The organism is Microcoleus sp. PH2017_28_MFU_U_A, assembly GCF_020738035.1.
Lineage (GTDB): Bacteria > Cyanobacteriota > Cyanobacteriia > Cyanobacteriales > Microcoleaceae > Microcoleus.
Map to the genome: position 1 here is coordinate 1 of NZ_JAEQCX010000042.1, position 15,194 is coordinate 15,194.

Here is a 15,194-nt window from a genome sequence, read left to right on the forward strand (position 1 = left end):
GGTAATTGGTAATTGGTAATTGGTAATTGGTAATTGGTAATTGGTAATTGGTAATTGGTAATTGGTAATTGGTAATTGGTAATTGGTAATTGGTAATTGAGAATTGATAAATAGTAGGTTGAGTCGAGAAATGCAACAATCCAACCTACCAACTTAGTCCCGAACGCAAAACCTAATTATGTAGGGTTCCATCCACAGCGCACCTTACCGCTACTATAAGTAGCACATGAAACCAATTTTTGAGTAAATCTTGTCTGTAACTAATGACTAATGACCAATGAGTACCCTTCGGCTTCGCGAGCGGGCAAGATGACTAATGACCAATGACCAATGACTAATGACTAATGACTGCTAACTAATGACCAATGACTACTGACTACTGACTATTAGCGAGCCGGTCGAGCTGGAGCTGGAGATGCAGCCGGTCGAGCTGGAGCTGGAGATGCAGCCGGTCGAGCTGGGGCTGGAGATGGAGCCGCCTGTGGATTTTGGTTGCCAGCACCAGCCGGTTGGCGCGATCGCAGATATTCTAATGATTCCCGCGACGGAATTAAAATCATTTGGCTCAAAGACGGGTCATTTTCAGTACCCAAAGCCTCCAAAATCCTCTCCAAGTTCGCCACCTCAATCTTGATTGTGGCAGTCACGTTCGGCTGCTGCTGCTTAAAACGTTCGACCATTTCCTGCAAGTCCTCCTTATTAAAAAACAGAGGAAGCTCTTCTTTACCGCCCCGTTGAATCGTCAGATAACCATTTTCCGGGCCACCTCTCGCCAAAAACAGAGGTACACCGTTTAACTCGTTAACTTGTTGCCCAGTCTGCTGAAGAATAGTTTTCGCCGACTGTACCTGCTGCGCTGCTGGAATAAAAGCAAACAGCACCTGATCCGGCTTGCCTTTATTTTCTTGAGCCAGCCGATAAATTTCCCCCAGTGACACCGGTGTCACGCGCGCCGAAGCCGCCAACTGAGGATTTCCCGTTTTCAGTTGATCGACAAAAGCTTGAGCATCTTTCTGGCTGATGAAAATTCTGGCTACCGAAGCATTACCAGTTTGACCCTGACCTTGCTTGGGAACAGTAGTGATGAAGAACGCATTCTGACCGTCTGTAATCGTAAATACCGGCACCGGGCTTAACTTTTCTACAACTTGTGGCACTGGCAATGCGAGTGCAGACATCTTGGCAATGGGCGAGGGGCCGAGCAGAGTGCAGCCCACAATCCCCAATATTGCGCCTAAACGAACTAATGATTTCATGTTTTTCCACTCCCGAGCGATCCTGAAACACATTAACGCAAAGACTGGCTCCTTGACACGATCGGCAAAAACTACCTCAATCGGTTGGCATTTTCAACAAATGTAAACCTCAGCCGCAGTTTGTGCTTGAATCTATTATTTAAAATTGTGCGATCGGGATGACAGGATTTGAACCTGCGACATCCTGCTCCCAAAGCAGGCGCGCTACCAAGCTGCGCTACATCCCGGTGTATTGGCTATCTCTTAACCATTAACGCAGAAAACCACCTGCTTGTCAAGCTTTTTTTTAATTTTAGCTTTCGATGCAGCTACGTCGAAGTTTTTTTAAGGTTGTGGGGCTTGACAAGCTGCGGGGATACATAAAAGCGTAACTGACCGCAGCCCACAGGCTTGTGAGGTGTTTGACAGCTTGAATATTGGATTTATTCAACAAATCAATGCTGACCTCCACCGGACGAGCTAATCTGGATACCAAAACATACCTTTAATGCCCTCTGGATCGGACATAAAGCCCAAATTTCGGTAAAAATCCACCACCTGAGGGTCAGCAAATAAGGTAATGTTGCTGATGTCTTCACTGCGGAGTTTTTTAATGATGTATTTCATCAGTGCCTTGCCCATGCCTTTACCCTGGTAATCAGGATGAACTACCACATCCCAAAGCGTGGCATTAAAAGCATGGTCTGAAGTCGCTCTGGCGAAACCGACCAGCCGTCGCTGGCTGCCCCGTATCTCCCACATAGAGACGACTAGGAAGCTGTGCACAATAGCTTTTTTGACTTTACGCAGGGGACGGCGGGACCAACCCACTGCATTACAAAGTTCTTCGAGTTCGTAGAGGTCAATGTCCCGATCGCAACTAAAAAAGATGCGAGCGTTGCCGCTGGCGGGTTTGCGAAACATTGGGGAAAGCGGATCGCCTAACCCAAGAGCCACATCTTCCTCAAATTCCGCTGTTTGGGGTACAGAGGCAGACTCAGAACTACTAAATAAGTTTTTCCAAAAACCCATGCAGGCGCGGTTAAGGTAGTAGAAGTTGGACGACGTGAAAGAGAGCCCGATAGATAAACCCACTCCGATCGGCGTGGGATGAACTGCGGGTAGCCTCTTGAGGAACAGTTTACGGTACACTCATCTTACGCCGAAAACAGGGATTTGTCGTCCAACATTGACTCTGTGCTTTTTTGCTTCTCGTCAAGTTTGGTAGAACTGTTCTCCTAGCCTGTGCCAGGACAACCCAGTGTTAAGGTAAAATTTGTTGCCCAACCAGGACAGAGGCATTTTAGGAATTGCTTCTTTTGAGTACCGCCGATCGCGTCGGAACTCATATACTTGGTGGAAAATGCTAATGGAATGGCACAACCGTGACATTCTAGTTAGATATTCCCAGACAGATTTGATTTTTGTTTTTAGTGAGGAGACGGGCGAAATTTAAGTCGAATCGTCAAATCGAAAATCCCATTGCCATAAGGCATGGGAGGACTAACTAAATAACAAATTTGCCGGACATTACGGGACAATCTGATACAATCAAACAAGAGTTGAGGAAAAAACTATTGTCAAGTACGTCCCACTCTCACCATCATTCATCCTTGGAGTCAACGAAAGAAATCTCCGATGTTGGGAACAAAGCCAGTGAAAAATCCAAAAGCTTCTTCCCCTATTGGAACGAATTTTCTCATGAGATGTCCGAATGGTTGTCGTTGCCCACAAAAACCGATTGGCAAGAAGAGGCTTTGACCAATGCCAATGGAACAGCGAGCAAAACTGGTGTAAACTCCTGGTACCGGGTAAAACAAACCTTAGTCCAGAACAAAAAATGCTTGAAGACGTGCTTGCAGTCCTCCACCGATCGAGTAGTAGATTGTACGGACGGCGACAGTATAAAACTCAAATCTCACAAGCTCAGGATTTATCCCAGTCAGGAATTAAATAAAGTCTGGCGTAAATGGCTAGCAGCCTGTCGTTATTGTTTCAACCAAGCAATAGCAATGCAGCGCAAAAAGCCCTTAAGTAAGTTGCAGTTGCGTAACGAAGTTATGCGAGGCGATTTACCAGAATGGGTAAAAGAAACGCCTTGTCATATCAGACAGAATGCTATTTTTGATGCTCACCGAGCATTTAAGGCAAGTTCAGACGCCAAGTTCCGTAGCATCAGAGATTACTCTCAAACCATAAAGTTTAACGATTCAAACTTCAAAAAAGGCACTTGGTATCCTTCCTTAACCAAAGGATTAACCTATCATACTTCTGAGATAATTCCTGAGTGCGATCGAGGTACTCAGTTGGTATACTGCAAGGGTCGTTGGTTTGCAGTGTTTCCTCTGTCAGTTACCGCAGAGCCTACGGACGCAACAGGAATTATTGCATTAGATCCCGGCGTAAGAACATTTATGACCGGGTTTGATGGCAATAAATTCCTTGAGTTTGGAGGTGGTGACATGGGGCGAATAGCTCGTCTCTGTCAACACCTAGATAACCTAATGAGCCGAATGTCTCAAGCTACGAAACAGCGCCGAAAACGAATGAGACAAGCGGCTCACCGTATGAGAATACGCATTCGTAATTTAGTAGACGAATGCCAGAAACAAACCGCTTGCTATTTAACTAGCAACTATAGAGTCATATTTCTTCCGACTTTTGAGTCTTCCCAAATGGTCGCCAAAGCACGAAGAAAGATTCGTTCAAAAACTGCTAGAGCCATGTTGACATGGGCGCATTACAGATTCAAACAAACCATCAAACATCAGGCAAATGTTAGAAATGTCAATGTGATTGATGTCACTGAAGAATACACGTCTAAAACTTGTACCCATTGCGGTCACGTACATCAAAAGCTAGGTGGTTCTAAAGTGTTTACTTGTCCTGAATGTGGCTGTTCAATCCCACGAGATTACAATGGCGCTTTTGGTATATTACTGAAAGCTTTGCGGGATACCGCCTCTATCTCCTATGAGGGTGATAGTGCTCTCGTTACTTTGTCCGGTAATAGCCGGGCAAGTGTCGCGTAAATGTATCAGTCAATACCTAGTATATCTCCCGCACCTTCCCCTCAATTATGGCTTCGGGTTTAAAACCATCTACACTAGAACTTCTCAAGCGCTTTAACCGAGCGTTTCCACAGTTTTACGAGCAATTTGTCAGCAGCGAAATCCAACTGCAAAACCTCAAATTAGCTTACCAACTTTACAAAACTCGGCAAGCCGTCATCGAAATAAGAGCCGAAGGTAACAAAAGTGCCCTGCATTTTGCTTACCGGAACCAGTCTTTCCTACTGAGCGACATTTTCGGTGTGCTGGCTGCCTACGGGCTGACGATTCACAGTCTCAGTCTCTACGGTCAAATTTACCCGCCGATGCTGGTATTTATCAAATTGGTGGTATCTCGCGGTGGCAAGGTACTGGCAGATAAAACAGCCGAAAACGTCTGTAGGGCGGTTCGAGAGGCCTTGGCGGGGCATTTTGAGGTGGAAGAGATGTTGGCTGTGGAATTTAATTTAGATGCGGGTTTGGAGGATGTGGCTACTGAATTTTACGTCGATCCGGTTTTCCACTTGCCGGCTTTGCTGATTGAAGCAGACAACCAGCCTGGACTTTTTTACAAGGTTATGTATGCCATCTGGCAAGAGGATTTGTTGGTGGTGAATGCAAATTTATTGGTTTGGCGGGGGCGAACTCGCTTGATTCTCTACTTGTTGGGCCCCAATGAAAGTTTGATTCCTGAGTATCTGGGGCAGAAAATCGCTGAGGGGGTGCGACAAAGATTGTTGGGCGAGCGGTTTTAGGAATAGCGCCTGACGCTGGTGAAAGCCGGTTTATCACAACAACGTTTCGGAGCTATCAGATCGAGCTTAAGGACGTTCTTAATTCCTGAAACCCTTGATTTTATTACTTCTTTGTGATTTCTACTTCCGACTTCCATTTCTCTTGCGTTCAGAAACTGGGTTTTTGCTCAAAACCTGATATTCATCGAGAGAAAGTTAAACTGAGCCGATCGCCCGGAGTGTAACTGCCGATCCCTCTGTCTTGATTTCGCGATAGGATAAAATTATGGCAACCATCGACATCCTAGGGGTTCGGCACGCTTGCGATTTGACGGCTCCCACTCCAACTTCCCCGGTTCTGGTATTTGTCCACGGCTGGCTGTTAAGCCGCCGCTACTGGCAACCTCTGACCGATCGCTTGGCACCCAGCTATCAGTGCCTGACTTACGATTTGCGAGGGTTTGGCGATTCTCAATCCGACGGCGATGATAGTCGCGAGCGAGGAGAATCGCTAAGTTCCTACACTCCCGCAGCCTACGCTCGCGATTTGGAAATTTTACTCAAAAAACTGGATATTTCTAGTGCTTGGCTGGTGGGACACTCTCTCGGCGGTACGATCGCTCTTTGGGGAGCCAGCCAATTGTGCGATCGTATTAAAGGTGTTCTCTGTATTAATGCAGGCGGCGGCATCTATCTAAAGGAAGAATTCGAGCGATTTCGAGCCGTCGGCACACAGCTAGTAAAAATGCGTCCCCGCTGGCTGCCTCATTTGCCACTAGCAGATTTGGTGTTTGCCCGCGATTCTGTCGATCGCTCGATCGGGCGATCGTGGGGACGGCAGCGCTTGAGAGATTTCGTGGCAGCCCATCCAGATGCAGCTTTGGGGGCTTTGTTGGACTCCACCACAGAAGCCGAGATTCACCTGTTGCCACAAATAGTTTCCCGACTCAAGCAGCCCGTGTATTTTATTGCCGGCACTAAAGACAAAATTATGGAACCAAAATACGTGCTGCATTTGGCTAGCTTTCACTGGATGTTCCAAGGTTGTGGCGAAAATGTGCTTCAGCTTCCCGATTGCGGCCATTTGGCAATGGTGGAACAGCCAGATGCAGTGGCTAGTTACCTACAAAATATTCTGAAAGAACACACTTAAAGGGCATGGGGCATGGGGCATGGGGCATGGGCCTTCCCAGGGCATGGGGCATGGGGCATTAGAACTTACCAATAACCAATAACCAATAACCAATAACCAATAACCAATAACCAATAACCAGTAACAACTGACTTCTTCCTTAACCTAAAATCTGTTATGTTTAAGTAGATAAGTCTGTCCGATCGCCCTTTTCGGACAAAGCTTTTCAATGGCTTTCAACTCTAAAATCTTACTCTGCTTAAATATTATTTGTGCGCGTTAACCTCACCGATCGGCAACAACACATCCTTTGGGCAACGGTTCGCCACTACATAGCAACAGCGGAACCCGTTGGCTCAAAAGCTTTGGTTGACGAATACAACCTCAGCGTCAGCCCAGCTACCATTCGCAATGCGATGGGGACTCTTGAAAAAGCTGGACTGCTATATCAGCCCCACACTTCTGCCGGACGAGTCCCCTCTGACTCCGGCTACAGAATTTATGTAGACCAGTTGATTCAGCCGTCTGATACGCTGGCCCGTAAGGTGGAACAGGTACTGGATCAACTCAATTGGTCGGATGGTCGCATGGATGGGGCACTCCGCGGCGCTGCTAAAATTCTGGCAACGATCAGCGGTTATATTGCCATGATTACCATACCGCAAACCAATATGGCTTGCTTGCGACACTTGCAACTGGTGCAGCTAGAGGCGGGTAAGGTGATGCTGATCGTGGTGACGGATGCCTACGAAACTCATTCGGTGTTAGTACAGTTGCCGAAGGGCGCAGAAGGTAATTGGCCTGATGTTGAAATTGTCGATCGCGAATTGCAGATTTTGTCCAATTTTTTGAACAGCAAGTTACGCGGACGATCGCTCTCGGAACTCTCCGCTGTAGACTGGAGCGAGTTAGACCGGGACTTTGAACTGTACGCGGAGTGGATGGAAACCATGCTGGCTGCATTGAGCAGCCGTCAAAGCAATCCAACCTACACGCGGATTCTGATCGGCGGTTTGGCAGAAGCGCTGCGCTTGCCAGAGTTTTCGCAGTTGCAGCAAGTTCAAACCCTGGTGCAACTGCTCGAACAAGAACAGGAACTGCTTTGGCCTTTGATTTTTGAATCGCCTGATTTGGACTCGCCTGGGAAACGGGTAACGGTGCGTATTGGTTCAGAAAATTCGTTAGAACCAATTCGCGGCTGTACTCTGATTTCTTCGACTTACCGCCGGGGATCAATGCCAGTGGGTAGTGTTGGGGTTTTGGGACCGACGCGGATGGTTTACGAAAATGCGATCGCGGTGGTGGAAGCTGCGGCGGATTATTTGTCCGAAGCTATTGGCGGAAATCGAGTGAATTTTCCCGAAGGATAACATATTGTTATATTTACCATAATTTAGATAGCCCCAAGCCTAACTGGCTTGGGGTTTAATTGTGTTTGCCGGATGTAGTGGCAACATTAAAAAAACCATTTTTTTGTCAATAAACATTTGCTTGGGTGCAGCGACCTGTGCAAGGCAAATATGTTTGTAGGGGCGAAGCATGACCGCAGTGAATATAAGATTATAACTAATAACTTATATGCGGTCATGCTTCGCCCTCTTCAAAAACCAGATGGGGCAAGAAACCAAAGCATCGTTCAATAGAGATTTTCGCAAACAACCCGGTTGCTGCTTCTACGAGTAACTCGGAAACTGGCAGGAGTTGCGGGCGATCGGGTTTGACACAGCCAGTGAACCCCGATCGCCCATTTACAGGAAGCGCTGGCGGAGCGCCAGTCGCTCGGTTGCTTTCAGCAAGCTAAGCAAGGAGTTTTGTCGGCACTATCCAGTTGGCGATCCCGCGCACTCCAGGATAGTGCCTGCGAGAAATGAATTGAAGACCCGGGATCTGCACTTCTATGGGCCCCCAAGGCAGCAAAATATCAAAATCTTAAGACATTTTAGAGAGTTCGTCAAAAAGATCTAAAAAAGATTAGTCTTGAGAGGAAAGCTATATTTCTTTTGGGAATAGCCCGGGTTAAACAATTGCCCACAAGTTGCAGCAATTTTGGCTTGAATGCCACTCCAGAAAAGATTGAAGCGCTGAGTTAAGATCGAAATTAAATTTAGGGAATTTTCTTTTACCATTCAATGAAATCGACCGATATAACTAAGAATACCTTTGCCATAACAACGCCTCTGTATTATGTCAATGATTTGCCTCACGTTGGCAGCGCTTACACGACTATGGCAGCCGATGCCCTAGCCAGATTTGAGCGGCTGCGGGGCAAATCAGTGTTGTTGGTTACCGGAACCGACGAACACGGGCAGAAAATTCAGCGCACGGCAAGCAGTTTGGGACGATCGCCCCAAGCTCACTGCGATTTAGTAGTTCCCGGGTTTGAGGCGCTGTGGGAGCAACTCTCTATCCATTACGATCGCTTTATCCGCACAACTTCGCGACGCCACGAGTACATTGTCAAAGAATTTTTCCAGCGCGTCTGGAACTCCGGCGATATCTACTTGAACCAGCAACAAGGCTGGTACTGCGTCTCCTGCGAAGAATTCAAAGATGAACGCGATTTGCTCCCCGGAAATCGCTGTTCCGTCCACACCAGCAAGGAAGTGGAGTGGCGCGACGAAGAAAATTACTTTTTCCGCCTGTCGCGCTATCAAGACCAACTGCTGGCATTGTACGCAGAACGTCCCAACTTTATCGCGCCGGAAAGTCGGCGTAACGAAGTGCTCAGCTTCGTCAACTCCGGACTCCAAGACTTTTCGATTTCTCGGGTGAATCTGGAATGGGGCCTGCCAATACCAGTTGATCCGGGCCACACCATTTACGTCTGGTTTGACGCTTTGCTGGGATACATCACGGCTCTGCTCGATCCGGACAGCGACCCATTGTTAGAGAATGCTTTATCTAAATGGTGGCCGATTGACCTGCACTTGATCGGCAAAGATATTCTCCGCTTCCACGCAGTTTATTGGCCGGCAATGCTGATGTCCGCGGGTATGTCCGTACCTGGCCGCGTCTTCGCTCACGGTTTTTTGACCAAAGACGGCAAAAAAATGGGAAAAACGGAGGGAAATACTTTAAACCCAGTCGAATTGGTGAATAAATACGGCGCTGATGCAGTTCGTTACTATTTCCTCAAAGAAATTGAATTTGGAGAGGACGGCGATTTTAACGAAACTCGGTTTATCAATATATTGAATGCTGAGCTAGCAAATGATTTGGGAAATTTGCTTAACCGCACCTTAAACATGGCTCGCAAATATTGCGGTGGCTGCGTGCCAAATGTGTCTGGGGAAAGTATTTCCGGCGACAACCTTCTCAAGGGTATGAGCCTGGATTTGGGCGATCGAGTGGCGGGTTTTTACGAAGAGTTAGCTTTTAGCAAGGCTTGCGAAGCTGTGCTTGCATTAGTTCGAGCCGGTAACAAGTTTATTGACGTACAAGCACCTTGGAGTTTGTACAAGCAAGGACAGCTCGAAAGTGTTCAACAAGTGCTATATTCTGTTCTGGAATCTGTTAGACTAGCATCTTACCTTTTATCGCCGATTATTCCCAATATCAGCAGTGCTATCTATCAGCAGCTAGGTTTTTCAATTGACTTTAACGATCGGGTTGCAGTTAACAGTTTAGCGACTTTTGCAGTTCATGCTGCCTGGGGCGCTTTGCCTGCAAACCAAACTCTGGGGGAACCCCAACCAGTGTTTAAGCGGCTGGAACTGCTGGAAACAGTAGCGTCATAGTCGGCAGCCTGCGATCGGGGTGCTATGACAGATTATGAATTAGCACTTAATTTCCTTACCAATCTTTCATAAAATTTGAGGCATAACAATCATGTTGAATAGAATAGAAAGCAACGACCTTTTTACGCCGGAACAGGTTCTGGAAAATCGCGGTCGAGTGGCAATTTTTATTGACGGATCTAATCTTTTTTACGCGGCTTTGCAATTGGGAATTGAGATTGATTACACTAAGCTATTGTGTCGTTTAACTGCGGGATCGCGGCTGTTGCGCTCTTTTTTCTACACGGGTGTCGATCGCACGAACGAAAAACAGCAGGGGTTTTTGCTGTGGATGCGCCGCAACGGCTATCGCGTGATTTCTAAGGATTTGGTACAGTTACCCGACGGTTCTAAGAAGGCGAATTTGGATGTAGAAATCGCTGTAGACATGATGGCGTTGGTCGGTTCCTACGACACGGCTGTTTTGGTGAGCGGCGACGGTGATTTGGCCTATGCTGTGGATGCTGTGAGCTATCGCGGCGTGCGGGTTGAGGTGGTGAGTTTGCGATCGATGACCAGTGACAGTTTGATTAATGTAGCCGATCGCTATATCGATTTGGAAATGATTAAAGACGACATCCAAAAAACTTCGCGTCCTAATTATGCCTACCGCCCGTTGTCGGGTTTGAGCTTGATGGACGAACACGACGACAGATAGGGAATGGGGAATGGGGAATGGGGAATGGGGAATGGGGAATGGGGAATGGGGAATGGGGAATGGGGAATGGGGAATGGGGAATGGGGAATGGGTAATAGGGAATGGGGTAATAGCTGATGGGTTGAATAATTGAAAATTAGAAGTTAAAAATTTAGCTCAAGTATGACAGATTTTTGATTAGTGTTTTTAATTAGCCAATTACCAATTATCAATGCCCTGTTTGGCCAATTACCAATTATCAATGCCCTGTTTGGCCAATGCCCTGTTTGCCCAATGCCCAATTATCGATTACCAATGATTAATCTCAAATCCCAAATTACCAATTTCCAATCCCCAAAATCAATGTCGCTATTGTTAGCAGCAATGATTTTGGGGATTAATGCTTGTGCGGCTCCCCAAGAGACTCAAAAGAACAAATTAGCTGAGGATATCAAAACAGCTCAGCAGTCAAATAGCACTTTAACTTTGAACAAAGTAACCCTAGAACAAGCAAACGAAAAGGGTGAGACGTTCTGGAAAGTAAAATCGAAAAATGCGGTTTACAGCAAAGACCAAAAAATAGTTAACGTTCAGAAACCTGTGGGCAAATTGTTTCAGGACGGCAAAGAAATTTATGATATTCAGGGAGAAACCGGGCAGGTATTTCAGGAAGGAAATCAGGTTTTTCTCAAAGGTAACATAGTCGCTACCGATCTCAAAAATGGCGTGGTATTGCGAGGAAATGAGTTAGAGTGGCGCCCGAAGGAAGATGTTTTAGTTGTTCGCAATAATTTGACTGGACAGAACAAACAGGTGACTGTTTCAGCGAAGGAAGCGCGGATTTTCAGCAGGGCTAAGAGGATGGAGTTATTCGGATCTGTGGTGGCGAATGTTAAAGATCCAATTTTGCAATTGCGAACCGAACATTTAGTTTGGTTTGTGGAGCAACAAAAGGTACACAGCGACCAACCGACTCAACTTGACAGATATAAAGATAAAAAAGTAACAGACAGCGGTTTTGCCGACAAGGTAGATGTAGACTTAAAAACCAAAATTGCCACGCTAACCCAAAACGCTCAATTGATGCCATCAGACCCGCCGCTGCAAATAGAAAGCAGTTTGATGAGTTGGAATTTTCCGGCTCAATATGTGATATCGCCCGGGCATGTGAAGATTTTTCACCGCGTGGAAAAGGTGACGATGACCGGGGATACTGGGCGGGGAGATTTAGATAAAAAGATTTTTTATTTGACGGGAAATGTGGTAGGAATCGGGGAAAAACGTGAATCTCAATTAAATACCGATCGCGTAACGTGGTATTTAAGTAACCAGACCTTCGACGCCGAAGGAAATGTGGTTTACAAGCAATTAAATCCGGTGTTTAATTTGACTGGGCCGAGGGCGGCGGGAGAGTTAAAAAATCAAACTGTGATTGTCAAAGGTGACGGTGCCGGCGGCCAAGTGGTGACGGAATTTGTGCCGGATGAGAATAAGGGAATTTTGGACAGTAGATAGGATTGTTTTGACAATTAATTATGGGTCATCTGAGGTGGCAGGCGGTAGCTTTGGACTCTAGCCTTTCTGCTTCTCTCGGGGTGCTGGGATCGGTTGGTACGGATATCTCGCACGCTGCACACCTGCAACCGGGCTGCCCATAAGCGAGGATAGACTGTAAATTAAAAGTGTATCGAATAGTAACGGTCTTATGTACAAGCAACTAATTTCAAAGATCAAACCGCTTTTGAAATCACTATTTGCGATCGGTCTGGTACTGACGCTAGCCCTCGGTAACGCTGACGGAGCTCTGGCTGCTCGCAGCGGAGGACGGATGGGGGGCGGATCTTTTAGAGCTCCGGCGCGCAGTTACTCGTCTCCGACTAGCACTTACGCGCCGTCTGGTGGGTACGGTGGTGGCTATCGCGGCGGTTTTGGTGGCGGTTTCGGTTTCCCATTCTTGCTGCCGTTTTTTGGCTTTGGGGGCGGATTTGGCGGCCTGTTTTCGATTTTGATTTTTATTTCGATCGCCAATTTCCTCGTGCAAAGCTTCCGCCGCGCTGGGGATTCAACTGACGAACTCGGCAACAGCGCGCCTACTACCACGGTATCTGTGGCACGCTTGCAAGTTGGTTTGCTAGCAGAAGCCCGCGGTTTGCAAGCCGAACTCGACGCGCTAGCGCGCAAAGCGAATACCGATACAGCGATCGGCCGCGCTCAAGTGCTGCAAGAATCTACTCTGGCGATGCTGCGGCATCCTGAATATTGGGTTTACGCGGGCGCTGACTCTGTGCAAACTCGCTTGGAAGCAGCCGAAGCTAAATTTAACCAGTTTTCTTTGGCAGAACGCAGTAAGTTTACTGAAGAAACGCTCTCGAATTATAACAACCAGCTCCGGCAAGCAGGGAGCAGCAATAACCTGCCAGTTGTGCAGGAAAACGGCGCCCTAGTTGGTTCTGATTTGAATTCAGAGCCCGGTGAATTTATTGTGGTAACGGTGATTGTCGGTACTCAGGGCAAGTTGCAATTGCCAGCAGTGAAAAACTCTGAAGATTTGCGCCAAGCTTTGCGCCAAATTGGGGGAGTATCGAGCGAGCAGTTGCTGGCGGTTGAGGTGCTGTGGACTCCTCAAGCTAACGGCGACACTCTGACTGCTGATGATATGTTGGCTGGCTATCCTGATTTGCGATCGATTTAGCGATACAGCAGATGGGGCGCGGAGCACTGTCTCCCGCGCCCCCTGCCGCACCCATGCTGTGGGGGAGAACCGGGTTGGTTTTAAGACGGAGATGAAGCAGGATTTTTGGGAATGCCGATCGATTTAAAAAAGATTGTTCAACGAATGCTAGTATTGAGAGATTATGATTCAGCCTGGTTCATCTGTGAATATTGGGAATGTCTGCCCTAATAGGATTTTGCCAAGCAGTTAGGCAGGATAAAAAAACTGTATTCAGCGAGGAGTGACTGCTTAGGAAGAAGTTGCGACCGCGCGCCCTCTAAATTTAATATAAATAAGCGATCGGGAGCTAAAGTTATGGCCGACAGCAGTAGAAAAAAAGCGCTTTTTATTTTGAGCCAGTTAAATAATGACGATATCGACTGGATCGTTCAAAAAGGGAAAAAAGAAATTCTCGAACCGGGCGAGATTTTGATCCATGAAGGGAGACAGCACGATGCCCTCTACATTGTTTTGAAGGGGAGTATGAGCGTTTGGATCGAGGCTGAGCAGAGCAAAGAACTCGCTAAAATAGGTAGCGGAGAACTTGTGGGAGAAGTTTCTTTCATTGACGCACGCCCTCCTTTGGCCACGGTGATGGCGATCGAAGAAACTCACTTGTTGGTAATTCCCCGAAGGCAGCTAGTCGTCAAACTTCAACATGATATGGGTTTTGCTTCCAGATTTTATTATGGAATTTCGCTGTGTCTGGCAGACCGGATGCGCGGTACGATCCGACATATAGAATACGGTCGCAATATAGAATTGGAGCAGCAAGAATTAGATCGGGAGGATATTAATCCGAACGTCCTGGAAAATTTGGCGCTAGCTCAAGCAAAGTTTAATTGGCTGAGGGAGAATGTGAGGGCTTGATTAATTTTAATGCGATCGGCATTGAGGTAAATTTTCAACTCTCAAAACAGAAGCACTCCTGCTCAAGAAACCGGGTTTTTTAACCACCCGTGCGTAATATCATCTCCGAATACAATATTGGTTTGTAGTGAGGGCTTCAGCCCTCATCCATGACGCTTGACTGAAGCGATCGCGCTCGAGCTGTTTTTATTGGAGGTAATTGACGGAGGATAATATTAAGTCCTAAATTAGACCTGAATTGCAAAAGTCCTTTTAATGAAATTTTACGACGGGCGGGACGCCCATCCCACAAGAAAAAAAGTTGTGGGATGGGCGTCCCGCCCGTCGTAGGTATTTTTGCAAGAGGTATATTATCAAAACATCAGTCGAAAGCAAAATAGAGGCTGGTTTTACCGAAAAGATCGACAATTCCCGTATCTAGAAAAACCTGCCCCTTGGCTTTGCAGTTGCAGCCTCGCGCGCCAAAGCGCAACTACCAAGCAGACAACCTAGATCATTCCTGGGCCTTTGCCGCGGGTGTCTTCATCCATTGTCAGTTTTCCTTCCTCACCTTTTTTATCTTTGATTTCTGCGAGAATTTGAGCGCGTTCTGCGGCTTCGGCTTCCTCTTTTGCTCTCAAATCGCCCGGTTCGTTGATGTACATTTCGGGTTCGATCGCGTAATTGTTAACCAGACCTTCCTTGTCTACTGTATAACCATCTGTAGTGTGAATGCTTTCGTCATCGGTTTGGTCGTCGGTTTTGGCGCTTTGCTGCTTCGCTTCAGTGGTTGTGTGCATGAAGTTAGAGCCTTCGCGTTCTTGCCGCGCTGCTGTCTCAGCAGGAGTAATGCCCCTATCGTAGTGGGGGGCTTCCATATTAGCTTCGATTTGTTCGTCGGTCGGTGTTGATTTGCTAGTTGTCATGATTTCTTCCTGAGTTATCTTTTCAAAAAGGTCTTTGGCTTATGTTTAAATATTAAGCCTAAGCTAACTCATTGACTCACTATCTTTGGTTATAGTTTCCTGAAACTTGCTGTTATCTAAAACACATTTATTGAGTCTTCCT

The 15,194-nt window shown here is 46.9% G+C and carries 14 protein-coding genes and 1 tRNA gene; 11 read left to right on the plus strand and 4 right to left on the minus strand.

Going from position 1 to position 15,194, the window contains the following annotated elements; genetic code table 11:
• Positions 1-386 precede the first annotated feature (386 nt).
• The 3 genes from JGK14_RS09240 to JGK14_RS09250 form a co-directional block, all read right to left on the minus strand.
• Positions 387-1,256: a Tic22 family protein gene (locus tag JGK14_RS09240; RefSeq protein WP_325314986.1), complete on the minus strand. Its 870-nt coding sequence runs from the start codon at positions 1,254-1,256 to the stop codon at positions 387-389.
• Positions 1,257-1,409: 153 nt separating this feature from the next.
• Positions 1,410-1,483 (minus strand) — tRNA-Pro (locus tag JGK14_RS09245).
• A gap of 232 nt (positions 1,484-1,715) precedes the next feature.
• On the minus strand, positions 1,716-2,267 hold the full coding sequence (locus JGK14_RS09250) for a GNAT family N-acetyltransferase (RefSeq protein ID WP_293152075.1): 552 nt from the start codon (positions 2,265-2,267) through the stop codon (positions 1,716-1,718).
• A 247-nt stretch (positions 2,268-2,514) separates the two neighbouring features.
• Between JGK14_RS09250 and JGK14_RS09255 the strand changes: the two genes are divergently transcribed.
• The 11 genes from JGK14_RS09255 to JGK14_RS09310 all read left to right on the plus strand — a co-directional run bounded on the left by JGK14_RS09255 (position 2,515) and on the right by JGK14_RS09310 (position 14,147).
• Positions 2,515-2,691 (plus strand): hypothetical protein, encoded by a 177-nt coding sequence (locus tag JGK14_RS09255; protein ID WP_293179970.1) that lies wholly within the window; start codon positions 2,515-2,517, stop codon positions 2,689-2,691.
• A gap of 121 nt (positions 2,692-2,812) precedes the next feature.
• Positions 2,813-4,267 (plus strand): RNA-guided endonuclease InsQ/TnpB family protein, encoded by a 1,455-nt coding sequence (locus JGK14_RS09265; protein ID WP_442921443.1) that lies wholly within the window; start codon positions 2,813-2,815, stop codon positions 4,265-4,267.
• 47 nt (positions 4,268-4,314) lie between these two features.
• Positions 4,315-5,040, plus strand: a complete 726-nt coding sequence (locus tag JGK14_RS09270) for a hypothetical protein (protein WP_006631881.1) — start codon at positions 4,315-4,317, stop codon at positions 5,038-5,040.
• A gap of 265 nt (positions 5,041-5,305) precedes the next feature.
• Positions 5,306-6,172, plus strand: a complete 867-nt coding sequence (locus tag JGK14_RS09275) for an alpha/beta fold hydrolase (protein WP_293179967.1) — start codon at positions 5,306-5,308, stop codon at positions 6,170-6,172.
• A gap of 251 nt (positions 6,173-6,423) precedes the next feature.
• On the plus strand, positions 6,424-7,521 hold the full coding sequence (gene hrcA, locus JGK14_RS09280; protein WP_293179964.1) for a heat-inducible transcriptional repressor HrcA: 1,098 nt from the start codon (positions 6,424-6,426) through the stop codon (positions 7,519-7,521).
• A gap of 759 nt (positions 7,522-8,280) precedes the next feature.
• Positions 8,281-9,888, plus strand: a complete 1,608-nt coding sequence (gene metG / locus JGK14_RS09285; protein WP_293196950.1) for a methionine--tRNA ligase — start codon at positions 8,281-8,283, stop codon at positions 9,886-9,888.
• Positions 9,889-9,979: 91 nt separating this feature from the next.
• Positions 9,980-10,585, plus strand: coding sequence for a LabA-like NYN domain-containing protein (locus JGK14_RS09290; protein ID WP_096831201.1), 606 nt, complete (start codon positions 9,980-9,982; stop codon positions 10,583-10,585).
• A gap of 10 nt (positions 10,586-10,595) precedes the next feature.
• Positions 10,596-10,718: a hypothetical protein gene (locus JGK14_RS09295; RefSeq protein ID WP_325314987.1), complete on the plus strand. Its 123-nt coding sequence runs from the start codon at positions 10,596-10,598 to the stop codon at positions 10,716-10,718.
• Between the two features lie 140 nt (positions 10,719-10,858).
• Positions 10,859-12,079 (plus strand): LPS export ABC transporter periplasmic protein LptC, encoded by a 1,221-nt coding sequence (gene lptC, locus JGK14_RS09300; RefSeq protein ID WP_293179958.1) that lies wholly within the window; start codon positions 10,859-10,861, stop codon positions 12,077-12,079.
• A gap of 190 nt (positions 12,080-12,269) precedes the next feature.
• A complete protein-coding gene (locus JGK14_RS09305; protein ID WP_293179955.1) occupies positions 12,270-13,256 on the plus strand; it encodes a DUF1517 domain-containing protein in 987 nt (328 codons plus the stop codon).
• A 336-nt stretch (positions 13,257-13,592) separates the two neighbouring features.
• The gene (locus tag JGK14_RS09310) at positions 13,593-14,147 is read left to right on the plus strand and encodes a cyclic nucleotide-binding domain-containing protein (protein ID WP_293179952.1); all 555 of its coding nucleotides are present in this window, start codon (positions 13,593-13,595) and stop codon (positions 14,145-14,147) included.
• A 488-nt stretch (positions 14,148-14,635) separates the two neighbouring features.
• Here the strand turns inward: JGK14_RS09310 and JGK14_RS09315 are convergent, their stop codons facing one another.
• On the minus strand, positions 14,636-15,052 hold the full coding sequence (locus tag JGK14_RS09315) for a hypothetical protein (RefSeq protein WP_293152017.1): 417 nt from the start codon (positions 15,050-15,052) through the stop codon (positions 14,636-14,638).
• Positions 15,053-15,194: the final 142 nt, after the last annotated feature.